This is a genomic window from Myxococcaceae bacterium JPH2 (assembly GCA_016458225.1).
Taxonomy (GTDB): domain Bacteria; phylum Myxococcota; class Myxococcia; order Myxococcales; family Myxococcaceae; genus Citreicoccus.
The window spans coordinates 40,943-62,648 of the sequence record JAEMGR010000039.1 but is presented as its reverse complement, the minus strand read 5'-3'; the positions used below and the strand labels follow the sequence as shown (position 1 = coordinate 62,648).

General features: G+C 69.7%; 18 protein-coding genes. 7 read left to right on the top strand and 11 right to left on the bottom strand.

Going from position 1 to position 21,706, the window contains the following annotated elements:
* Window positions 1-1,049: 1,049 nt before the first annotated feature.
* Window positions 1,050-2,657, bottom strand: a complete 1,608-nt coding sequence (gene dnaK / locus JGU66_33490; protein ID MBJ6765695.1) for a molecular chaperone DnaK — start codon at window positions 2,655-2,657, stop codon at window positions 1,050-1,052.
* Between the two features lie 185 nt (window positions 2,658-2,842).
* On the opposite strand from dnaK, the gene JGU66_33485 reads away from it, so the two are divergent.
* Window positions 2,843-3,676, top strand: a complete 834-nt coding sequence (locus JGU66_33485; GenBank protein ID MBJ6765694.1) for a class II glutamine amidotransferase — start codon at window positions 2,843-2,845, stop codon at window positions 3,674-3,676.
* Window positions 3,677-3,685: 9 nt separating this feature from the next.
* Here JGU66_33485 and JGU66_33480 read toward each other — a convergent pair whose 3' ends face one another.
* Genes JGU66_33480 through polX form a run of 3 tightly spaced genes read right to left on the bottom strand, consistent with a single transcriptional unit; the run spans window position 3,686 to window position 6,769 of the window.
* Window positions 3,686-4,408, bottom strand: coding sequence for a CPBP family intramembrane metalloprotease (locus JGU66_33480; GenBank protein MBJ6765693.1), 723 nt, complete (start codon window positions 4,406-4,408; stop codon window positions 3,686-3,688).
* On the bottom strand, window positions 4,405-5,019 hold the full coding sequence (locus tag JGU66_33475) for a trypsin-like peptidase domain-containing protein (GenBank protein ID MBJ6765692.1): 615 nt from the start codon (window positions 5,017-5,019) through the stop codon (window positions 4,405-4,407). The genes JGU66_33480 and JGU66_33475 overlap by 4 nt, the downstream gene beginning before the upstream one ends.
* Window positions 5,020-5,038: 19 nt before the next feature.
* On the bottom strand, window positions 5,039-6,769 hold the full coding sequence (polX, locus tag JGU66_33470) for a DNA polymerase/3'-5' exonuclease PolX (GenBank protein ID MBJ6765691.1): 1,731 nt from the start codon (window positions 6,767-6,769) through the stop codon (window positions 5,039-5,041).
* 104 nt (window positions 6,770-6,873) lie between these two features.
* On the opposite strand from polX, the gene JGU66_33465 reads away from it, so the two are divergent.
* The 6 genes from JGU66_33465 (at window position 6,874) to JGU66_33440 (ending at window position 12,060) form a co-directional block, all read left to right on the top strand.
* On the top strand, window positions 6,874-7,188 hold the full coding sequence (locus tag JGU66_33465; protein MBJ6765690.1) for a Rieske 2Fe-2S domain-containing protein: 315 nt from the start codon (window positions 6,874-6,876) through the stop codon (window positions 7,186-7,188).
* A 147-nt stretch (window positions 7,189-7,335) separates the two neighbouring features.
* Window positions 7,336-7,479 carry a hypothetical protein gene (locus JGU66_33460; GenBank protein MBJ6765689.1) on the top strand — a complete coding sequence of 48 codons (144 nt, stop codon included), beginning with the start codon at window positions 7,336-7,338 and terminating at the stop codon, window positions 7,477-7,479.
* Complete coding sequence (locus tag JGU66_33455; GenBank protein MBJ6765688.1) at window positions 7,476-7,943, top strand: molybdenum cofactor biosynthesis protein MoaB; 468 nt, start codon at window positions 7,476-7,478, stop codon at window positions 7,941-7,943. The genes JGU66_33460 and JGU66_33455 overlap by 4 nt, the downstream gene beginning before the upstream one ends.
* A gap of 110 nt (window positions 7,944-8,053) precedes the next feature.
* Window positions 8,054-8,896, top strand: coding sequence for a TIGR02757 family protein (locus JGU66_33450; protein MBJ6765687.1), 843 nt, complete (start codon window positions 8,054-8,056; stop codon window positions 8,894-8,896).
* 150 nt (window positions 8,897-9,046) lie between these two features.
* Window positions 9,047-10,906, top strand: a complete 1,860-nt coding sequence (locus JGU66_33445; protein ID MBJ6765686.1) for a response regulator — start codon at window positions 9,047-9,049, stop codon at window positions 10,904-10,906.
* A 29-nt stretch (window positions 10,907-10,935) separates the two neighbouring features.
* Window positions 10,936-12,060 carry a hypothetical protein gene (locus JGU66_33440; protein ID MBJ6765685.1) on the top strand — a complete coding sequence of 375 codons (1,125 nt, stop codon included), beginning with the start codon at window positions 10,936-10,938 and terminating at the stop codon, window positions 12,058-12,060.
* A gap of 73 nt (window positions 12,061-12,133) precedes the next feature.
* Here the strand turns inward: JGU66_33440 and JGU66_33435 are convergent, their stop codons facing one another.
* From JGU66_33435 to JGU66_33405, 7 genes are all read right to left on the bottom strand, one after another.
* Window positions 12,134-13,477 carry a RagB/SusD family nutrient uptake outer membrane protein gene (locus tag JGU66_33435; GenBank protein ID MBJ6765684.1) on the bottom strand — a complete coding sequence of 448 codons (1,344 nt, stop codon included), beginning with the start codon at window positions 13,475-13,477 and terminating at the stop codon, window positions 12,134-12,136.
* Between the two features lie 5 nt (window positions 13,478-13,482).
* Window positions 13,483-16,569 (bottom strand): SusC/RagA family TonB-linked outer membrane protein, encoded by a 3,087-nt coding sequence (locus JGU66_33430; GenBank protein ID MBJ6765683.1) that lies wholly within the window; start codon window positions 16,567-16,569, stop codon window positions 13,483-13,485.
* Between the two features lie 147 nt (window positions 16,570-16,716).
* Window positions 16,717-17,934: a hypothetical protein gene (locus JGU66_33425; protein MBJ6765682.1), complete on the bottom strand. Its 1,218-nt coding sequence runs from the start codon at window positions 17,932-17,934 to the stop codon at window positions 16,717-16,719.
* A gap of 13 nt (window positions 17,935-17,947) precedes the next feature.
* Window positions 17,948-18,811: a hypothetical protein gene (locus JGU66_33420; GenBank protein MBJ6765681.1), complete on the bottom strand. Its 864-nt coding sequence runs from the start codon at window positions 18,809-18,811 to the stop codon at window positions 17,948-17,950.
* 28 nt (window positions 18,812-18,839) lie between these two features.
* Window positions 18,840-19,706, bottom strand: coding sequence for a hypothetical protein (locus JGU66_33415; protein MBJ6765680.1), 867 nt, complete (start codon window positions 19,704-19,706; stop codon window positions 18,840-18,842).
* 127 nt (window positions 19,707-19,833) lie between these two features.
* Window positions 19,834-20,733, bottom strand: coding sequence for a class I SAM-dependent methyltransferase (locus JGU66_33410; protein MBJ6765679.1), 900 nt, complete (start codon window positions 20,731-20,733; stop codon window positions 19,834-19,836).
* A 111-nt stretch (window positions 20,734-20,844) separates the two neighbouring features.
* The gene (locus JGU66_33405; protein ID MBJ6765678.1) at window positions 20,845-21,603 is read right to left on the bottom strand and encodes a TonB family protein; all 759 of its coding nucleotides are present in this window, start codon (window positions 21,601-21,603) and stop codon (window positions 20,845-20,847) included.
* Window positions 21,604-21,706 lie beyond the last annotated feature (103 nt).

Sequence of the window (21,706 nt, the reverse complement as noted above, 5' to 3'; positions counted from 1 at the left end):
ACGGGCGGGATGCCGGGGACGGTCTCGCGTTGAGAGGCGCTGACCGTGGGGCTCACGGGCGGGATGCCGGGGACTGTCTCGCGTTGAGAGGCGCTGACCGTGGGGCTCACGGGCGGGATGCCGGGGACGGTCTCTCGCTGAGCGGCCGCGGGTGGCATCCCGGCGGGCCGAAGCGCATTCGGGGGCCGCGCGGGCGCCACCGTGGGCACCGTGGCGGTCGCGCGAGGCGGTGCCGGGGGCGTGGCGGGACTTCCTCCGCCGATGCTCGGCACGGAGACCGTCGCTCGGGGCGGGATCGGAGGGCTCGCGGGCGCCACGCTGGGCACCGCGGAGCTGGGCGGTCGCGGCGCAGCGGGCGCCGTCACGGCCGCCACCGAGGGCACGGAGACCGTGGCCCGAGGAGGGAGCGGAGGGCTCGCGGGTGCTACCGGAGTCGCCGCTGCCACGCCAGGAACGGCGGGGGCCACGTTGGGCACTGCGGGTGTCGCGGGGGCCACGTTGGGCACTGCGGGTGTCGCGGTCGCTCCCACGGTCGGTACCGCGCGCGGGGCGCCCGTGCTTGGGCTCACGGTGGGCGTCGCGCTCGTGGCACGAGGCGGCGGGGGCGGGCTCGCGACCCGGGGCGGGACGGCGGGAGTCGCGGTGGCTCCAGGCGCCGCGGGAACTCGCGGTGGACTCACGCTGGGCGTCGCGGCGGTGGTGCGCGCCGCGGGGACAGAGGGCATCCCCGTGGCGGTCGGGCGCGCGCCCACGGGCAGGTTCGCATCGGCGCCTTCACTGGCGGCCTTGGGCGGAGGCGGGGGCGCTACGCCCGCGGGGGGCCGAGGTGGCACCGGCGTGGCGGGGACTCCCGGAGGCCGAGGCGCCGCTGCTCCCACGGCGGGGACCGAGGCGGCGGACCCGGGCGGACGCGCTGCCGGCACTGCCCCCGAGGTGGGAGACAGCGGCGCCGCCGTCAGCCGCGGCATGGCGGGGCGGGGCGCGGTGGGGGCTGGGGGCCCCGGCGGTTTCGCGGCGCTGGGGTCTGAAGGCTCGGACATCGGAGTTGCCTACTGGGCCACGGCGGGCAGGTCGTTGGAGTTGTGGCCCGCGAGGCGGATGTTGCGGTTGGCCTGGATGGACTGCTGGATGTCGGCCTCCGTCATGCCCGAGGACAAGGTGATGGTCGTGGACGTCTTCTGGCCCGTCTCCACGTCGCACGCCGAGACATGCACCAGGCCGTCGGTGTTGATCTCGAAGGTGACCTCGATCTTCACCTCGCCGCGGTAGCCGATGCGGAAGCCCGCGAACTCGAACTCGCCCAGCATCTCGCACTCGTCGGCGCGGTTGGACTCGCCCTGATACACGCGGATCTTCACCTTCTCTTGCCCGTCGCGGCTGGTGGTGAAGGTCTTCGAGCGGTCGATGGGGACCGGCGTGTTCTTGTCGATGATCTTCTCGGTGTAGCCACCCACCGTGCCGATGCGCAGCGTGAGCGGCGTGACGTCCACCAGGAACGTCTCCGTCCGGCTGTCCAGCAGCGCGTGCGACTGGAGCGCGGCGCCCATGGCCACGACCTGATCCGGGTTGATGCCCTCCAGCGGGCCCTTCTGGAAGTAGTGCTTCACCGAGTTGCGGATGATGGGCAGCCGCGTGGGCCCGCCCACCAGGATGACCGCGTCGATGTCCGCCGCGGTGAGCCGCGCGCTCTGGAGCGCCTCGTCACAGACCTTGAAGGTGCGCTGCACCAGGTCCATCACCATGCGGTTGAACTGGTCCTGGTTCAGCGTGTTGCGCAGGTCCAGCACGTTGCCGTTGGCGTCCTGACAGATGCCCTGGCAGAGGACGTCGGCGGTGCCGTTCTGGCCCACGTCGATCTTCGCCTTCTCCGCCGCCTCCTTGAGCATCTGGAGGCAGTACTTGTTCTGGCGGACGTCCAGCCGCGTGCGGTTGAGGAAGTCATCCGCCAGCCACGTCATGATGCGATCGTCGAAGTCGTCGCCGCCCAGGTACGTGTCGCCCGCCGTGGCGAGCACCTCGAAGACGTCCTTGCCGATCTCCAGGATGGACACGTCGAACGTGCCACCCCCCAGGTCGTAGACCACCACCCGCTGGTTGACGTCCCGGCCGAACCCGTAGGCGAGCGCCGCGGCGGTGGGCTCGTTGAGGATGCGCAGCACCTCCAGCCCCGCGATGCGCCCGGCGTCCTTGGTGGCCTGCCGCTGGTTGTCGTTGAAGTACGCGGGCACCGTCACCACCGCCTTGGTGACAGCGCGGCCGAGGTACGTCTCCGCGACGGCCTTCATCTCCTTGAGCACCAGCGCGGAGATCTCCGGCAGCGAGTAGCTCCGGTCATTCACTCCGATGCGCACCGAGTTGTTGTCGCCCTCGACGATGCGGTACGGCATCACCGCCTGCGCCTTCTTCACCTCATCGGAGAAGTAGTAGCGCCCGATGAGTCGCTTGGCGGAATACACCGTCGACTCGGGGTTGGTGATGATGTTGCGCTTGGCGGCGTTGCCCACCAACACCGAGCCGTCATCCAGGAACGACACGCACGATGCATGGGTCGTCTCTCCCCACTCGTTGGGGATGACCACCGGTTGTCCGTCCTGGACGACGGATACGCACGAGTACGACGTACCCAAGTCGATGCCGATTGCAATCTCGTCCGACATTCCGTCTCCGGTGAAGACCCGCACCCCGGCCCTCTCCCGGGATGCGACCTTCAGGCCGTCGGAGGTTAGGCGCCACGACCAGCCCTTTCAAGCGCTTAGCCTGGGGGATGGGAGACAGGTGGGTCGCTTGAGGGTCGAGACCCTCGTCACTATCTATGAGGCGAGCCGAAGGGGGGCTCTGCCTCATGTCCGTCGTCCTCGCGGCACTGACGTCTGATCCGAACCTGCTCCGGTGCGAGCTGCTGCGTCTGGGCGGGCAGGTCCGTCTCCAGGGTGACGCAACGCCCAACGCGGTGGGCGTGGGCAGTTATGCGCAGGAGGAAGTCCTGCTGCGGCGCTTCCGCGCGGAGACGGAGCTGACCTTGGCGCGGGTGCTGCCAGACATCGAGTCCGAGGCGCTCCTGTTCCATGCGCAACGGCTCCCCATGGGCCTGGCCCACGAGGAGAACACGCAGCCGTTTCGCGCGCGACGCTGGCTCTTCGCACACCAGGGCCGGGTGGAGGGCTTCGAGCGCCTGCGCGCCTCCTTGCTGGCGGGGCTTCCCGACCACCTCCAACGGCAGGTGCGTGGGCCCACCGACAGCGAGGTCCTCTTCGCCGTGTTCCTCAAGCACCTGCGCGCGCTCGGGCGGACGGATGACCCCCGGTTGGAGCCGGAGATCGCTGGCGACCTCCTGGCGCGCACGGCCTTGGAGGTGGCGCGCGCGTCGGCGGAAGCGGGGGTGCCGCGCGCGTCGAACCTGAACCTGCTGGCCGCCAACGGCGCGGTGCTCGCGGCGACGCGTTTGGGGGAGCTGCCGCTGTACTACATGCGGATGGAGGGCTCGGCGGCGTGCGAGGCGTGCGGCGTGGACGCGCGGACCTCGGACATCCAGCCGACCTTGGGGGCTCACCGGCGCCAGCGCACGGTGGTGGTGGCCAGTCACCTGGCTCGGCCCGCGAGCTGGGTGGAGCTGCCCTCGGGGGCAACCCTCGTGGTGGGCAGCGACCTGCAGGCGCGGACGCTCACCACGCCCTGAGGTCTCGGGCTACTGCCCGAAGAAGGACACTTCCAGGAAGCGCACGTACAGGTTGCAGGCGGCGTGGAAGAGGGCGGATCCGATGACGGTGCCCGTGCGCTCGCGCATCCAGCCGAACAGCAGCGCAGGGAAGAACACCGCCAGTCGCCACGTCTGGAAGATGGCCAGGTGTCCCAGCGCGAAGAGGAGCGCGGTCACCCAGAACGCACGCCCGAGCCGCGCGCCCAGCACCACGCGGCCTTGTGGCCACGCGTCGCGCAGGCGGGCCTGGATGTAGCCCCGGTAGAAGAACTCCTCGGGCAGCGCCACCACGAAGAGTTGATCGATGATCCACTCGCCGAAGCGCGGGGGCAGTCTCGGCTGGAAGTGGCCCTCCCCGACGATGGGCGTCAGGTGGCGCGCCAGCGCGACGGGCAGGTGCGGGGTGAGCTGCACGAAGGCGGCGAAGCCCACGAAGAACAACGGCCCGACGATGAGCGACAACAGGAGGAACAGCCGCAGGTCCTCCTTCCATGCGCGCAACGTCAGCCCGTAGTCGCGGTAGTCCTCGTCGCGCCAGCGCATGGGGATGAGCGGCAGGTAGAGGAAGCCCACGGTGGCCACGAGCTTGGGGCCGCTGGTGCCTCCCGCGATGAGGAACGCGCCGATGATGCCCAGGAAGCCCAGGGCCCACAGGCCCAGCGCCTCCTGCACCGCGCTCACCTTCCACGGCGGTCCAGGTGGGCGACTCATGGCGTTGCCGCCGAGGCGAGCTGTGCCTTCACCGCGCTCAAGGGCAGCGCGCGCGCGCCCTGCTTGCCGCGACGCTCCACCACCACCGCGACCAGCCGCCCGTCGGCGTCGAACACTGGGCTCCCGGCGGGCAGCGCGAGGGCCACGTCGAAGAAGGGCTCCGGAGCGCTGCGAGCCATCGCCGCGCGAGGCGTCGACGGCTGACCGCGCTTGCCCGGCTCCACGCCCATCACCCACCGGCCGACGAGTCCCTCCGGCGGCAGGCGCACTGGCGCGGCGGGCCAGGCCTCGCCCGAGGCGGACACGAGCGCGACCTTCAGCCGGGCGTTCGCGAGCAACACCTTCGCGGGTCGCGCCTGCCCGTCATGCTCGACCTCGGCGGACTCGAGGCCCACGTACTGCACCGAGGTGAGCACCTGTCCCTGCGTGCCCACGACGATGCCGAGCCCGGTCTGCTTCGGTCCGATGACCCGGACGGTCGAGCGCGCGTGCAGCTCCAGGGCGCGGGTGAGGTCCGCGCGCGACGGACGGGCGTCCTCGCCGGCCAGGACGGGGGCGGCGAGCGCGAGGCACGACAGGACGAAGACGCGGGGCGATGGAGCAGGGAACATCAACGCGCGCGGGAGCCTATCACCGGCGCGCGCGCAAGGTGGCGAGGAACCGCTCCGCGGGAAGCGTGTTGAGGATGTCCGACTTGCGGGCCCAGCCTCGGCGCGCGGTGGCCACTGCGAAGGACAGGTTCGTCAGGTCCTCCTTGCGGTGCGCATCGCAGCTCGCCACCAGCTTCACGCCCAACCCCACCGCGCGCCGCACGTGCTCGGCCTTGAGGTCCAGCCGCTGCGGCTTGCCGTTGACCTCCACTGCCACGCCGCGCTCGGCGGCGCGCTCCAGCACCGCCTCCATGCGCAGGGGATAGGGGTCGCGACTCTGGATGAGCCGGCCCGTGGGGTGCCCGAGGATGTGCAGAAACGGGTTGTCCAGCGCTGTGAGGACCCGCTGGGTCATCTGCTCTTCGTCCAGCGAGTGGCGCACGTGGATGGAGGCGATGACCACCTCCAGCCGCTCCAGCACGCTATCGGCGTAGTCGAGCGCGCCGGACTCCAGGATGTCCACCTCGATGCCCTTGAGCAGTCGCACGCCGGGCACCCGCTCGTTGACCCGGTCGATCTCCTCCCACTGCCGCTCCAGGACGTCCACCTTGAGGCCGCCCGCGTAGATGGCGGCCTCGCTGTGCTCGGTGATGGTGAGGTACTTGAGGCCCAGGGCGCCCGCCGCGCGCGCCATGTCCTCCAGCGAGTCGCGACCATCGGACCAGGTGGTGTGCGCGTGCACCGCGCCCTGGAGATCCTCCATCGTCACCAGGTCCTGGGGCAGGGTGCCCGCGAGCGCGGCCTCGACCTCGCCAGTGTCTTCGCGCAGCTCGGGCGGCACGAACTGCATGTCCAGCAGGCGGTACAGGGCCGCTTCGTCCTCCACCTTCAGCTTCGTGTCGTCATCGCGGTGCACGCCCCACTCGGAGATCTTGAGACCTCGCTCGTTGGCGCGGCTGCGCAGGCGCAGGTGATGGGCCTTGGAGCCGGTGAAGTGGTGCAACGCCGTGGCGAAGTCCTCATCGGGCAGCACGCGCAGGTCCACCTGGAGGTCGCCCGTGACGAGCCGCACCGAGCACTTGCTGTCGCCCTTGCCCAGCACCGTGGCCACGCCCGGCGCGTTGGCGAAGGCGTCCAGCACCGGGCCCGCCTCGGGCGCCGACGCGATGATGTCCACGTCGCCCACGGTCTCCGCGCGGCGACGCACGCTGCCTCCCAGGCTCGCGCGCACCACGCCCGGCGCGGCCTTCACGCGGGCCAGCAGCTCCTCGGCCACGGGCAGCGCATCCCCCAGGAGCTTCCGCTCGCCCTTGGCGCGACGGTACAGCGCGATGCCCTCGAGCAGCTTGGCCTCGCTCTTGGCGCCAAAGCCCTTGAGCGCCCGGACTCGCCCGTCGCGGCAGGCGGCCTCCAGTTCCTCGACGGTGCTGACGTGGAGCTCGTTCCACAGCACGGCGACCTTCTTGGGGCCCAGGTCGGGCAGCTTCATCAACTCCAAGAGGCCGGCGGGAAAGCGGGCCTTGAGCTCCTCGAAGGCGGTGAGCCGGCCGGTGGTCACCAACTCGACGATTTTCTCGGCGAGCGCGGGGCCAATTCCCGGCAGCTCCTGCAGGCGGCCTTCCGAGACCACGGCCGCCAGGTCCTGGGTGAGGCCGGCGATCCGGTCCGCGCCGATGTCATAGGCCCGGACGCGAAATCCACTCTCGCCCTGGAGTTGAAGGAGCAGACCCATGTCGCGGAGGACCTGGGCGACTGCGGACTTTTCGAGCATCGCGGTGGGCGTTTTCGAGTCGTTCACGTCGGGAATCCCACCCGGAATCTAGTGCCGGGGAAACAGGAGTGCAGGCGGACCCGCGTTGTGGGAAAAGAGGCGCGATGACGCGAATCAAGCTCGGCCCGGCGGACTTCGCCGAACGGGAGATGCGAGGCTACGAGGTCGGCAAGCGCAACGTGTGCATCGCGAAGATCCACGGGCGCTACAAGGGCCTGGATGATTGGTGCAACCACGCAGGCTGCCTCCTATCGGGTGGCCGCATCGAGGGCAACACCGTGGTGTGTCCCTGCCACGAGGTCGGGTTCGACATGGACTCAGGCCAGAACGTGACGTCGCCGGGGGTCTGCGACGACCAGCCGACGGTCACGGTGGGTGTGGATGAGGGCGACCTCGTCATCGAACTGCCCGATGCCTGAGCGCGCCTCGCGCCCTCGGAACCTAGAAGGAGCGGTACCCCATGGCACACGACGGACACGACCACGACCATGACCATGACCCCGGGCATGAGCACGCCCACGGCCATGCGAACTCTCATGGACACGACCCCGGGCATGATCACTCCCATGATCATTCGCACGACCACGGCCATGAACACTCGCACGCTCATTCGCACGGCCACGGGCATGAGCACACCCACGCGCATGACCACTCGCACGAGCACGGTCACGACCATGTCGCCTCGGAGCACCGCGCTCACGCCCCGGTGAGCGTCAGCGCGTTCGTCGTCACGTGCTCGGACAGCCGCGATGCGGCGCGGGATGAGAGCGGGCGAGTGCTGCGCGAGGGGCTGGAGGCCGCCGGACACGGCATCGCCGGCACCGTGGTGGTGAAGGACGACCCCGAGGCCATCCGCCAGGCGCTGACCCAGGCTCGCGAGGCGGGCGCTCGCGCGGTGCTCTTCACGGGCGGCACGGGCGTGGCCCGGCGCGACACCACCGTGGAGACCCTGCGCGCGCTGTTCGAGAAGGAGCTGCCAGGCTTTGGAGAGCTGTTCCGCATGCTGTCCTTCCGGCAGGTGGGCAGCGCCGCGTGGCTGTCCCGCGCGACGGCGGGCACCTATCAGGGGATGATCCTCTTCGCGCTGCCGGGCTCGCCCCAGGCCGTGCGGCTGGCCCTGGAGTCGCTCATCCTCCCGGAGCTGGGCCACGTCGTCCGCGAGCTGATCCGCTGACCGTGCCCGGAGCGCGCCGCGCCACGAAGGCTCGCAAGTCCACGTCCGCGGCACTGTCGCCGCGGGCGGTGGACCTCCTGCGGCCCCGCTTGGAGGCGCTGGTGTCCGCGATGGACGAGCGCGCGCGCATCGGGTTCGACCCGGTGGAGTTTCCCCATCGCTACTCGGATCCGCGCGACATCGAGGTGAGCGCGCTGCTCGCGGCGGCGCTCGCGTATGGGCGCGCGGACCTGTTCCGTCCCAAGGTCGATTCCCTGCTTCAGCGCATGGGGGCGTCTCCGGCCGCGTTCGTGCGGGGCCTCAAGGAGGAGGGGGCCCGCGCACTTCTGGAGGGCTTCGTCTACCGCTTCAACGTGGGCACCGACGTGGCGGTGCTGCTGATGGGCATGGGGCGCGCGCTGCGCGAGCACGGCAGCCTGGAGGCGGTGTTCGCGCGAGGACTGGCGGAGCGCGGGACACTGCACGGCGCGCTGGATGTCTTCACCACCACGCTGCGGCAGGTCCCCATGGAGCCGCTGCGCGCGAAGCTCGGGCCTGAGCGGGGCCTGCACCACCTGCTGCCCTCGCCCCTGGGCGCTGGAGCCGCCAAGCGCCTCAACCTCTACCTGCGCTGGATGGTGCGAGGTCCGGACGCGGTCGACTTCGGCATCTGGAAGCGGATACCTCCTTCCGCGCTCGTCATCCCGTTGGACACTCACATCGGGCGCATGGCCCAGCACCTGGGCCTCACCGCGCGCACGGACCTGACGTGGCGCACGGCCGAGGAGGTGACGGCGGCCCTGCGACGCATTGATCCGGAGGATCCAGTCCGGTTCGACTTCGCCCTGTGCCACTTCGGGATGAGTGGTGCCTGCCCGGCTCAGCTCGAGGCGTCCCGCTGTGCACGGTGTTCGCTGCTCTCCGTGTGCCAGGTGGGCCCCAAGCTGGCTGCTCGCTCTGGCCGTCGCGCCTGAGTCTCACGAGACCCGACTGCATCGTGACGTGGTCAGCTCCGCCCCGCGTTGACTCACGGGGAGCACCCGTCCGTAATCCGGGCCGGGCCGTTCATGTGTCCGGCGTGGGCGGTACCGAGGAGCGAAGGCGTGCACGCATTGCTGGTGGCGATGCCGGCGTCCGAGGTCGTGACGCTGGAGCGGGGGTTGCGCGAAACCGAGACCGGTCGTGGGTGTCGCGTCCTCTGCGTGGATGCGCCGCCTGACTCCGTCCCGGATGGGTTGGTGGTGTTGTGGGACGCGGGAGGGCCGCTGGAGACCCTCGTGGCCCGCTGTCGCCACTTGCACGCGCACCGCGCTCCGCTCCGCACGCACCTGGTCGTGCTCACGTCGCGCGGTGACTCCGACGCGGAGGCGCTCGCCCTGGCGGGCGCGGACGAGTGTGCCCGGCCGCCCGGCTCGGCGTGGGGGGCTCGGCTGGTGGCGCTGCGCCGCCGGCTGGAGGCGGACGGAGGCGAGGACCTCCAGACGTTGCGCCGCACGGTGGCGTTCCTGCGCAACGCGCTCGACGCCGTGCCGGATCCGCTCTTCGTGAAGGACCGCGCGCACCGCTGGGTCGCGATGAACAGCGCGTTTTGCCGCTTCATGGGACACGAGGCGTCCGCGCTGCTGGGGCACTCGGATTACGAGTTCGTTCCCGCCCACGAGGCGGAGGTCTTCTGGCGGCAGGACGAGCGCGTCTTCCGCACCCGCCAGGGCGACGAGAACGAGGAGCTGCTCACCGACAGCGCGGGGCACTCGCGCTGCCTCGTGACCAAGAAGGCCGCCTTCACGAGCGAGGAGGGCGAGCCCTTCCTCGTCGCCGTGATCCGCGACGTCACCGACCGCAAGCGCCTGGAGCACCAGCTCCGCCTGGCCGAGCGCATGGCCTCCGTGGGCACGCTCGCGGCGGGCGTGGCGCATGAAATCAACAACCCGCTCGCCTACGTCACCTCCAACCTGTCCTACCTGTGGGAGCGGCTGGCTCAGCCCGCGCTTCCGGCCGAGCACCTGGGCGAGCTGCGACAGGTGGTGGCCGAGGCGCTCGAAGGTGCCGGCCGCGTGCGCACCATCGTGCGAGACCTGCGCACGTTCTCGCGGACCGACGAGGAGCACCACGGGCCGGTGAACGTGCACAGCGCCGTGGAAGGCGCGCTGCGGCTCGTGCGCAACGAGATGCAGCACCGCGCGCGGCTGGTGTGCTCGCTGGAGCCGGTGCTGGCGGTGCACGGCAACGAGGGCCGGCTCGTGCAGGTGCTCGTCAACCTCCTGGTGAACGCGCTCCAGGCCTTTCCAGAGCGTCCCGCCGAGGAGAATCGCATCCGGGTCTCGGCGCGGCCGGGCCGCAGCGGCTACGTGATGCTGGAGGTGGAGGACAACGGGCGAGGCATGACGCCCGAGGTGAAGGACCGCATCTTCGATCCGTTCTTCACCACCAAGCCCACGGGCGTGGGGACGGGGCTCGGGTTGTCCATCTGCCTCACCATCGTGCAGGCCATGGCGGGCCGCATCGATGTCCTGAGCACGCCGGGGCGCGGCAGCGCGTTCCGGGTGGAGCTGCCGGCGCTCTCCGCGCATGTGTCGGCGCCCGTGGGCCCGCGGCTGGCGGGGATGTCACTGCCGGGAGACCGCCGCCGCCTGTTGCTCATCGATGACGAGCCCTCCGTGGGCAGCTCGGTGAGCCGGCTCCTGCGAGACCTGTACGACGTGCACGTGTTCCAAGACGCGCGAGAGGCGCTGCAACGCCTGTCGCACGGGGAACGCTTCGATGCCATTCTCTGCGACCTGATGATGCCGGGAATGAGCGGGATGGACTTCCTCGTGGAGCTGGAGCGGCTGGCTCCCGAGCTGGCGCCGCACACGGGGTTGATGACCGGAGGCGCGTTCACTGCTCAGGCTCGCGAGTTCGTGGGACACCGGGCCCGCGAACTGCTGGAGAAGCCATTCGAGCGGGAGCGGTTGTGCACGTTCGTCGAGCACCTGATGCAGTAGGGAAGCGGGCGCCACGGTGGCGCCCCTGGGTGGCGTTGGGGGTCGTTCTGCTCGCGGCGGGGCTCGTGGTCCCGCCCTGGGTTCGGGGGCTGTCCTTCGTCGTGCGCGCGGCGGGACTCCCAGGCTCCGTGGCGGGCTTCGTGGGCGGCTGGGGAACGGGTCCGTTCCAGACCTCCGAGCTGCAGATCCCCACCCGCCACGGCGACGTGCGTGGACGCCTGTACTTGCCCGAGCAGCGGAGCGGACGGCTCGTGGTGCTCACGTCCGGCGTGCACTCGGATGGCATTGACGAACCGCGCTTGCGCAAGCTCGCGGGAGACCTCGCGGCGGGCGGCCATCCGGTGCTCACCCCGGAGCCACCGGACCTGCTCCACTATGAAATCTCGCCGCGCATTCCGGACGTCATCACGGACGCGACGCTGTGGGTGGCCGAGCGCGCGGACCTGGTGCCTGACGGGAAGGTGGACTTGTTTGGCATCAGCTTCTCCGGCGGCATGTCTGTGATTGCCGCCGGGAGGCCCGAGCTGTATCCCCACGTGGCCGCGGTGTTGTCCTTTGGCGGGCACGGAGACCTGAGCCGGGTGCTGACCTTCCTGTGCACGGGCGTGCAGGCAGACGGGGTGCGTCGCGCGCCCCACGACTACGGCGTGGCGGTGTTGCTCTTGAACCTGCTGGAGCGGTTTGTCCCGACCGAGCAACTGGAGCCGCTGCGGGTCGGCATCCTGACCTTCCTGCGCGCGTCGAACCTGACGCTGTCGGATGGCAAGAGGGCGGAGGCGACGTTCGCGCGGGCTCGCGAACTCCAGACGGAGATGGCCGAGCCGGCCGCCTCGCTCATGGGCTTCGTCAATCAGCGGAATGTCGCGTCGCTGGGCACGTGGCTCTTGCCGCTCTCGAGAGGCTTGGGGGAGACCTTGGGCATGTCACCCGAGCGGGCACCGCATCCCATCGCGCCGGTGTACCTGGTGCATGGCTCGGAGGACTCGGTCATCCCGTCCATTGAGTCCGCGTCGCTGGCGCGCTCGTTGGAGCCGGGCACCGACGTGCACCTGTTGATCACCCCGCTCGTCACGCACGCGGAGTTGGACAGGGCAGGTGGGCTCAGGGATGCGTGGCGGCTCGTGGGCTTCTGGTCGGAGCTGCTCTCCGAGTAGCGCGCTTCGAGCCTGCGGGGAGGACCCCGGCGCTGCCGGTGGTGGCGAGCGCCGGGGCCTCACGTCTCAACGATTACTTCCGTCCGTCCATCTCGGGCTTGGGGATGGGGAACTGCTTGTGCACGGGGGCGTCGCTGTACTCCCGGGGCAGCGTGTCCAGCTTGTTGTAGCGGCGCAGGTCGATCCACCGGTGGCCGCCCTCGAAGAGGAGGGAGTAGCGCTTCTGCTTCAGCAACTCGTCCAGGGCCGTGGCCTCGGTGATGTCGAAGCGGGGCGCCAGCCCTCCGGACGTGGTGCGGATGAAGTTGAGGTCATCCGCCGCCGCCGGGTAGTTCTTCAGGCCGATGTTGGCCTCGGCGCGCAGGAGGATGAGCTCCTCGTTGCGGATGATCGTCACCGGCGCGTTGCTGTCCGGGTAGAGGGTGAACGCCATGTCGGAGGACACCTTGCCGTCCGGATCGCTGCCGGCCGCGCCCTTCTTCGTCTTTCGCGTCACCCGGTTGTCCAGGTCTCCATTCACCTTCTTCTCCGCATCCGTGATGAGGGACGGGTGGACGAAGATGGTCGGGCCGTTGAGGACGTTTCCGAGCTCACCGGAGCCCGAGCCGAAGCTGTCATAGACACCCACGGACAGGTCCGCCTTCACATCCAGGAAGGAGCCGCTGAGGTCCTCCAGTGCCTGGACGAAGTCGCCTCGGTACACGTCCACCCGCGCCTTCACCGCGCGGTTGACCTTGAGGAACGTGGCCGGGGTGTTGAAGCCCTTGAAGCCCGCGCTGAGGGCGAACGGGAAGGTGTCACCGCCATGGAGCAGGTGGTCACGCCCCTCGTCGAGCAGGCCGACGATGAAGCCATACACCTTGGCCTTGTCGGTCTCGATGGGCGCCAGGGAGTCGCCCAGCGGCCGGTTCACGTCGAGCACCACGCCGTTGTCGTAGTGCGTGTTGAGGACGAGGAGGAGGTCCAACGCCTGGAGCGTCTTGGCGTAGCCGCGGATGGCCTCCTTCTCCGCATCGGTCATGCCCGCCACGCGAGGGAGCGCGTCCATCACCGTGTTGGCGTTGCGGATGTTGGCGTAGGGGTTGAGCCAGAAGTTGCCGCCGAACACCGGGCCACCCGGGTCGAGGGCAGGGCCCAACAGCTCCGTGACGAAGCGGGGATCCGAGGCATCGAAGATGTATGCCTCGCGGCCCAGCACGCCCAGCTCCGCGACGTAGCCGTTCTGCGCGGCGATGCCGACGCGCCGCCCGAGCAACAGGCCCGTGGCGCCGGAGACGACCGCCTGCCGCGTGGGCTTCTCCACGAAGTCATCGCGGCTGGGATTGTTGAGGTCGGGTACGTCCAGGCTGCCACAGGCGCCCAGGGCCATCACGGCGCAGAGCGCCGCCAACAGGTTCTTCATCGGTCGGATGGTCATGGTGGTTAGAACCCCACGTCGAGAGACGTCCAGAAGCTGCGGCTGGGCGGATAGGGGGCCACGTCGATGTTGCGCGCGATGGCCTGGTTGCCGAAGTTGCTCACCTCCGGGTCGAGGCCCGAGTAGCCGGTGAAGGTGAGCAGGTTGCGGGCGCTGAAGCTCAGGCGGGCCGTCTTCACCTTGGGCAGCTTCGCCACGAAGGTGGGCGGGAGCTGATAGGTGACGGTGACCTCGCGCAGCTTCAGGAACGTGGCGTCCTCGATGTAGATGCCCGCGTTGGTGGCCTGCGCCTGCAGGCGATCTCGCCCGTGCTCCACGTAGTCCGCGGACGCGCCCGCGGAGTCGTAGATGAGCCGGGTCAGGTTGATGATGTCGCTGCCCTGCTGCCAGTCGAACAGGAACGACAGCGTGAAGGCGTCGTACTTGAGCGAGTTGGTGAAGGACATGCGGAAGGTGGGCTCGGTGTCGCCCAGCTTCTTCACCACGCAGCACTCGCCGTTCTCATCCAGGCCCGAGTTGCCGACGATCTGCGTGGCGGACGCGCCCTTCTCGATGCGGAACGAACCCAGGCTCGTTCCGAAGCCGCCCGTCTGGAACGCCGGCACCGGCAGGTCCGTCACCTTGCTGCGGTTGAGGGCGAAGGTGGCCGCGGACGTCCACTCCAGCGCGCCGCGCACCGGCGTCACCTGGAGCATCGCCTCCACGCCGCGGTTGCGCAGCGAGCCGCCGTTGAAGAACTGCGTGGCGAAGCCGGTGGACGGAGACAGCGTGCGCTGCAGCAAGAGGTCGCTGATGTTGCGCTGGTAGAGCGTCAGCTCGGCCACCACGTTGCCGCCGAACATGAGCGCGTCCACGCCCGCTTCGATCTCCCGCTGGCGCTCGGGCTTGATGTTCGGGTCGCCCGCGATGCCCGTGCCGACGAGGCCCGGGTTGCCGCCGATGTTGCCCGTGGCCGCCAGGCCGCTGAACTTCTGGCCATACAGCGGCTGGTTGCCCGTCTCACCGTAGGCGACGCGCACCTTCAGCTCGTTGAAGGCCGGCGACGTGGTGGGGATGCGGTAGGCGGAGGCGAGCTTCGGATAGAAGAACAGCGCGTCCGGGTTGCCGTTGGCGCTGCTCTGCTCGGCGCGCAGCGCGCCCACCAGGGTCAGGCGCTGGTCCAACAGCAGGGCCTCCTCCTGGATGTAGTAGCCGCGGTCGCGCACGAGGGTGCGGTTCTGCCGCACGCTCACGTCCGTACCCGAGTCCACGTTCTGCTGTCCGCCGTTGAGGTTGCGGCTGACGATGTAGACCGAGTCGAGGCTGCGCTCCTCCATCTGGATACCACCGGAGGTGGTGGCCACGATGCTCTTGGAGGTGGGCGAGTACGTGTGGACCAGGTTGAGGCCGCCGTTGAGGTTGCGCACCTGGCTGGTGCCGAACAGCGAGCTGCCCGGCTTGCCGTCATCCACCGGCTCGAAGTTGAGCGCGGGCGGGAAGTACAGCGTGTTCTCCTGCTGGAAGCGGTCCACGCCGAAGTTGGCCAGCACGCGCAGGTGGTTCTCGTCTGTCTGCCAGGCGTGCCACGTGGCGTCCGCGCTGCCCACCAGGCGCCAGACGTCTTCGTCGTTGCGCATGAGCGCGATGGTCTGCAGCGGGTTGGCCGTGCTCCCGAGGAAGGGGTTGGACGGATAGAGGCCGTCCGAGCCCGCCTTCGCGTCGTAGAACGACGGGGTGAACGGCAGCACCATGTAGTTGGAGATGCCGCGGTTGTCGTTGTTGGTGAGGCCGCGCTGTCCCAGCGTGTGCAGCAGGTTGCTGGTGACGCTGACGTCCACCGACTCGCCCAGCTTCTGACCCAGGTTGAGGCGGAACGACTGCTTCTCATACCCGGTGTTGGCGACGATGCCCTCGTCGTTCTTCACGAGCGCCGAGGCGAAGTACTTCGTGTTGCCGGAGGCGCCGCTCACGCTGGCCAGCGTCTCGCTGGACACGTCGCGACGGCCCGCCAGCTCCGCCTCGTGATCAAACGTGCGGCCGGGGACGTAGTACTGCGAGACGTCCACCTTCTTGTACGCGGCCTGCGCCTCCTCGAGGCTGTTGAACTGGCGCGAGCCCAGCTTGTTGGCGAGCGTGTACATGCCCACCCGCTGCGTGACGTTCACCTCGGGCTCGGCGGTGCGGCCGTGCTTGGTGGTGATGATGATGACGCCGTTGGCCGCCTTGGAGCCGTAGATGGCGGCGGCGGACGCGCCCTTGAGGACCTCGATGCTCTCGATGTCGTTGGGGTTGATGTCCGCGATGCGGTTGACCTGATTGTCCTGCGTGGGCGACGGGTTGGAGCCGCCCACGGACGCCGTCACCGCGAACACGCCGGATGCCACCGCCACGTCGCTGACGAGCACGCCGTCCACGACGTAGAGCGGCGCCGTCGAGCCGTTGATGGTGGACACGCCGCGCATGCGGATCTGCAGACCACCGCCCGGCGCGCCGGAGTTGCTCTGGATGTTGGCGCCGGCGATCTTCCCTTGGAGGGCTTGATCCACCGTCTGCGTGGGCGTGCGGGTGACCTCTTCCGCGTTCACGGACGCCACCGCGTTGGCCACGTTCTTGCGGGCCAGCTCACTGGCGCGGCCCACCACGACCATCTCCTCGGAGAAGCTGCCCTCCATGACGACGCGCACGTCGCTCTGGCTGGCTCCGACGGAGACCTCTCGCTCCTTGTAGTCCTGGCTGGAGAACAGCAGCGTCACCGGTCCGCGCGGCGCGCCTGGCAGCGTGAAGCTGCCGTCCACCTCCGTCTCGGTGCCCTTCGTCGAGCCCTTGATGATGACGCGCACCAACGGAAGCCCGTCGCTCGTCAGCTTGTCGAACACCTTGCCCCGGATGGTGCGTCCCTCCACCGGAGCGGTCGCCGCCGGCGCGCTGGTCGCCGGTGCGGTCGCCGCAGGTGCCGGACTCGGCGCGGATGCTGGCGCCGGTGCGGTCGCCGCGGGCGGATTCGCCGCGGGTGGGGTCGACGGCGCGGCGCCCGACGTGGGCTCCTGCGCCAAGGTTTGCAACGAGAAGAGTGCGATCACGCACCCTGGAATCACTGCTCCACTCCGCGCCATTCGAACCTCGCTTCGCTCTGGCCGGCCCCCCCATCAGGATGCCGTGGGTCGGAATCGTCACCGGCTGAACGACGCGAAGTCAAAAGGTTAAGCTGGTTTCACAATGAATTCCCGTGGCGCTAAATAAACCTCGAATTCTAATTCGCGTCATGGCGCGAGCAGGGCCCCATCGTTGAGCGTCACCTCGCTGCCGCCGTTGGCCACGCCGCCCCAAACCAGCATGTGGCCTCCGGTCCACGCGGCAGAGTGAGAAGCGCGAGCAGGTGGCGCACCGCGTCGGGTCAGCGGACGCCACGAATCAGTCACAGGGGCATAGGCGGCACCGTCCTGGCACGCACCCGAGCTGCCGTCGACGCACCGCAGCGCGGCGCCGCCCCAGACGAGCATCTCCTGGCCCGTCCACACCGCGGTGTGTCCCGTGCGCGCGGACGGGGCCTGGGCGGTGCTCAGGGCGGTCCAGGTGTCGCGGGCCGGGTTGTAGCGGGCGCCGTCGGCGCAGCGCTCGGGGCCGCCGCTCGCGTCGCGGGTACAGCCCAGGCCGCCCCAGATGATCAGCTCGGTGCCGGTCCACACGGAGGTGTGCGCCCAGCGCGCTCGCGGCGCGCCCGTGCGGCTGAGCGGGCGCCACGCATTCGTCGCGGGAGACCACGCGGCGCCGTCGTCGAGCGCGACGTCCTGGGTCGCATCGCCGCTGCCGCCCCAGACGAGCAGCTCGGTGCCGGTCCACACCACGGTGTGGTAGCGGCGCGCGGACGGCGCGCCCGTGGAGGGCAGCGCCACCCACGTGTCGCGCCGAGGCTCGTAGCGAGCGCCATCTCCGAGCACGCGCCGGCCCGTGGGCTCCTCGCCGCCCCAGACAATCATCTCGGTGCCAGTCCACGCCGCGCCCTGCCAGCCACGCGCGGAGGGCGCGCCCACGGTGGCCATCGGCGTCCAGGTGTCGCTGTGCGCGTCGTAGGCCGCGCCGTCGCCGCACCCGGCGGTGCCCTTCGTGCCGCAGCCCACGCCGCCCCAGACGAGCAACGCCGCTCCGGTCCAGACGGCCGTGTGGAGATAGCGAGGCGAGGGGGCGCGCGCCTCGGTCATCTGCGCCCAGGTGTTGGTCTCGGGGTCGAGCCGGGCGCCCGTGCCGCACAGGCCTTGCACGGTGCAGCCGCCCAGCCCTCCCCAGACGAAGACCTCGCGCTCTCCTGCCACGGCGGTGTCATGCAGGCCCGCGGTGGGGGCCTCCGCGGTGGAGACAGACATCCACTGGCCCGTGCCCTCCGTCGCGGGTGGCTGGGATGAACAACAGGCCAACAGGGTGGCGAGCATCCACGGCAGGCGCACCCGACGCGGTGTGTGGACTGGCTTCAGGTGCGCCATGCTCAACCTCCGACTACCAGGGCCGCGGGCTCCCGCAAGAATAGCCCGGTCCGTTGATGAAGCGTGTCACGGCGCGCGTGTTGGCGTCCGAGGCGGCCGTCTGTCTCACCGACGCGGGAACCCAGCTCTTGGGCTGATCCGCGACATCACAGAGATATTCCACCTGCACCTGATTGGGTGAGTGGAAGCGGCTGGCGGTGCCATTGTTTTCCCACATCGCGCCATAGGCATACGCGCCGATGCCGTGGAAGTAGAAGTAGTCACAGCCATTGATGGTGCAGGCGCCCGTGGGGCCGGCGCGGTGGCCGCCCTGGTCACCATTGTTGATGCCATACTTGTCGTAGTTGGCGTGCCAGCCCTCGTGCATGAAGTCACCGCCGCGCGAGCCCGGGTTGGCGTTGGCGGAGGTCCGGTTGTAGAGCGGGCACGCGGTCTCCACGCGGTCCGTGTCCCACGGCCAGATGCGCGGGGTGAAGCGGCCGAAGATGCCCGCGTCGTCGGTGACCGAGTGGTAGAGGCTGTCGTGGTAGTTGCCGCTCGCCGCCTCCGCCGTGGCGCGGTAGTCCACCGTGCCGTGGAAGGACTGCGAGACATTGTCCGCCAGCCCGTAGCTCACCAGATAGGCCGCGCTCCAGTGCTTGGGGAACTCGAGCGCCACATTGCAGGCGTCATTCCAGCCGCGCCCGCTCCAGTCGCCGGAGCGCAGGTCATACGCCTTGGCCTGCCAGACATAGAAGTCCGACCAGCAGCCGTGGATGTTCCAGAGGTCGATGTCGGCCTGGCTCGCGCCGGATTGATCACACGTGGCGAGCGCTTCAGAGGCCCCGCCGAGCGCGCAGAGCGCGGACGCGAGGGCAATGCCTTGCTTGAAGTTCATGTGGGATTCCTCGGAAGTGGGGGAGGGCTCAGCGCGCGACCGGGGGCGGCTCGGAGAAGCGGTTCGGGCTCTGCTCCGGAGCGACGACGGGGCCGGACTTGCGGTACTCGGGCGGCGGCGGCGCCAGCTCCGGGTGCGCGCGGGTGAAAGCCTCCAGCTTGCGATTGAACTGCTCGGCGCTCTCGCCGCTCACGTGGCGCACGCGCTCCAGGAGGATCTGCTCGTTCTTGCGCACCGAGGGACGCAGCGCCTCGCGGGCCGCGTCGGTGTCGCCGTGATTCCACAGGTAGGCGCTGATGGCCTCCGCGCGCACGATGATGGAGGGATGCGCTCCCGCCAGCCGCAGCACCTCCGCGTCCGCCTCGCGCGTGCCTCGGAAGGCCAGCCCGTCCACGGCCTTGGCCTGGAGGGACGCCATCGCGGTGGCCTCGATGAGGTCACCCTCCACGACGGTTCCCTTCGTGGGCAGGGGCTCGTTGATGAAGTCCCTCAGGTAGCGCTCGCCCTCCTCGGTGCGCATCTCTCCCAGGATGGCCAGCGACACGAGCGCGCGGCTGTGGTCCGTCTGATTCGCCTCGCGCGCCTCGGCGATGATGCCGCGGACGATGTCCGGGTTGGCCGCGCCCGCGAGAATCTCCCGCCGCGCGTCCTCGCGCTCATCCGCCGTGGAGAGGCTGGCCCAGGAGATGAATGAGCGCGCGGCCTGTCGCGCGAGATCGCCGCTGCCCACGAGGGCGGGTGGCCGGTGCAGCTCGCGCTGAATGATTCCGGTGGTGATGCCTCGGGTGGGGCTCGTCGGAGCCGTGGTCGGCTCGGCCGCGCCCGCCGTGCCCACGATTCCCAGGAGTGCCGCGAGCGCGCCGATGCGTGGCGCGCGCCAGGTGCTTCCCTGCATGGTGTTCCCCCTTTGATGTGGTTCCGCCGAGGCCGCGCGGGGGCGCGACATCGGATGCTCACAGAACGCGGGGAACGAGATTTCTTCGACAGCCCAGTTCGATTTCCGCGGCCGTTCGTTGGCCGGGCTACACGGCCTCGAGGACCATCCGATAGTGGTCGAAGAGGTGGCGCTCGAAGCACACCGAGTTGGCGCTGATGCCCGAGGCGAAGGCGTTGCGGAACTGTCGGCTGAAGAGGTAGCGCGGCAGCAGGGTCATCTTGACGGCGAATTTGGGCAGGCTGAACTCGGAGAAGCGTTGGCGCCACTGTCGGATGGTCTCGATGTAGTCGAGCCGGCCGCTGGTGGCGGACACCAACCGGAAGAAGGGGGCGAAGGTGCGCTCCAGCTGCTCTCGGCCGTAGGGCAACCACGAGCCGGGGAACTGCGCGGTCATCAAACCCAGCACATGGGCATCCGAGCCGCGGGGCGCGCGCAGGTCGATGGCCTCGTAGGGAAGCATCTTGGGCCCGAACACCATCGTCTGGAGATAGAAGCGCCCACCGGGAGGAAGCAGCTCGCGCACCGAGGCGAAGAGTTGCGAGTAGATGGCCTCTTGTCTTCCCTGTCGGTACTCGTCGATGGAGCAGAAGTGCTCGAAGGCGCCCAGGCTGACCACCGCGTCGAAGCTTCCGAAGGTGTCGCGGGTAATCGTGCGGCAATCTCGCAGGTGCACGTCCAGGCCGTGGCGCTGACAGGACTCCGCTTGTCCTCGGGAGAGCGTGACGCCGGTGGCGTGGGCGCCGAGTGACTCCGCGAAGCGCAGGAAGGGGCCCCAGCCGCAGCCCAGGTCCAGCACGCGGGAGCCGGAGGTGATGCCCAGGTTCTCCGCGATGAACTCGTGCTTGCGGTGCTGGGCTTCTTCGAGGCTGAGCGAGAAGTCACCGTCGTAGCGGGCGCCGCTGAAGTCCGCCATCTCGCCAATGGACAGCCGGAAGAGGCGGTCAATCTGGCTGTACGTGAAGTCGAGATCCGTCGCGGTGGCCACGTCCCCTCCCGTCGCCGGGTTCGGCTCGAAAGTGGGTGCGGGGCTTCGCGCCCGTCAAGGGTCCCTGGAGACGGTGCGTTGTCGTCCAGGGAACCCGGCGGGGGGCCCACTTCAGCGCGGGAGCTTCAGCTTGAGGTTGAAGACATACGAGACGCTGACGGGGCGGCCCTGGAAGGTCACCGGCGAGTAATGCCAGGACTCGAGTGCCTCCACCACGGCCTCGTCCATGAAGGGCAGTCCCTTGATGACGCGGCACTTGTGCACCTTGCCCGTGTCGGTGATGACGCACTTGACGACCAGGCTGCCCTCGACGCGCGCGGCCAATGCCTCATGGGTGTAGGCGAGCGGCTCGCCACCCTGGCGCACCGGCGGCGTCATCGCCGCGCCGAACGGGAGGATGTCCGTGCCCGAGGACTGCAGGGCCGTGTCGAGGCCGGGGATGGGCAGATGGCCGATGCTACTGGTGCTGTTCGGATCGCCGTTGGGATCGCCCACCGGCTCATCGCCGCCCGGTGCATTCGCATTCGCGTTCGCGTTGTCCGAGGACGGTGTCGACGGCGGCTCGATGTTGGCGGGCGGCGGGTCCATGGGCAGCGGCTTCACCACCGAGGGCATGTGCGGGCGATTGCGCCGCGGCGGCGGGGTGTTGGCCTGGGCCGGCTTGACGGGGGCGGGCGTGCCCTTCGCGATGGTGGGCCCGGGCGGGCGGAAGACGAGTTCCACTTCCTTCGGGAGCGGCGCCGCGGCGGGCTGGCTGGTCATCAGCACCACCAGTGCCAACAGTCCCACGTGCACTCCGAAGGACACCCACGCGCCGGTTCCCAGGCGCCCCGCACGCAATCCCTGTCGCTCCAACACGGAATGGAACATCCGACTGGCCTCCTCACCGGAAGGCCGGCGCTCCAGGCGCCGCGCCTTCACGAGAGTCAACCTACGGAGTCCGCACCTCGCCTTGGCCGGCGGGGCGCAATCT

Excerpts from the sequence above, each read along its gene's own strand:
- JGU66_33425 (MBJ6765682.1), bottom strand. The coding sequence starts at position 17,934 with ATGGCGCACCTGAAGCCAGTCCACACACCGCGTCGGGTGCGCCTGCCG.
- JGU66_33485 (MBJ6765694.1), top strand. The coding sequence starts at position 2,843 with ATGTCCGTCGTCCTCGCGGCACTGACGTCTGATCCGAACCTGCTCCGG.
- JGU66_33460 (MBJ6765689.1), top strand. The coding sequence starts at position 7,336 with ATGATCATTCGCACGACCACGGCCATGAACACTCGCACGCTCATTCGC.
- JGU66_33415 (MBJ6765680.1), bottom strand. The coding sequence starts at position 19,706 with ATGCAGGGAAGCACCTGGCGCGCGCCACGCATCGGCGCGCTCGCGGCA.
- JGU66_33420 (MBJ6765681.1), bottom strand. The coding sequence starts at position 18,811 with ATGAACTTCAAGCAAGGCATTGCCCTCGCGTCCGCGCTCTGCGCGCTC.
- dnaK (MBJ6765695.1), bottom strand. The coding sequence starts at position 2,657 with ATGTCGGACGAGATTGCAATCGGCATCGACTTGGGTACGTCGTACTCG.
- polX (MBJ6765691.1), bottom strand. The coding sequence starts at position 6,769 with ATGCTCGAAAAGTCCGCAGTCGCCCAGGTCCTCCGCGACATGGGTCTG.
- JGU66_33445 (MBJ6765686.1), top strand. The coding sequence starts at position 9,047 with ATGCCGGCGTCCGAGGTCGTGACGCTGGAGCGGGGGTTGCGCGAAACC.
- JGU66_33435 (MBJ6765684.1), bottom strand. The coding sequence starts at position 13,477 with ATGACCATCCGACCGATGAAGAACCTGTTGGCGGCGCTCTGCGCCGTG.
- JGU66_33430 (MBJ6765683.1), bottom strand. The coding sequence starts at position 16,569 with ATGGCGCGGAGTGGAGCAGTGATTCCAGGGTGCGTGATCGCACTCTTC.
- JGU66_33480 (MBJ6765693.1), bottom strand. The coding sequence starts at position 4,408 with ATGAGTCGCCCACCTGGACCGCCGTGGAAGGTGAGCGCGGTGCAGGAG.
- JGU66_33405 (MBJ6765678.1), bottom strand. The coding sequence starts at position 21,603 with ATGTTCCATTCCGTGTTGGAGCGACAGGGATTGCGTGCGGGGCGCCTG.
- JGU66_33450 (MBJ6765687.1), top strand. The coding sequence starts at position 8,054 with ATGGACGAGCGCGCGCGCATCGGGTTCGACCCGGTGGAGTTTCCCCAT.
- JGU66_33475 (MBJ6765692.1), bottom strand. The coding sequence starts at position 5,019 with ATGTTCCCTGCTCCATCGCCCCGCGTCTTCGTCCTGTCGTGCCTCGCG.
- JGU66_33465 (MBJ6765690.1), top strand. The coding sequence starts at position 6,874 with ATGACGCGAATCAAGCTCGGCCCGGCGGACTTCGCCGAACGGGAGATG.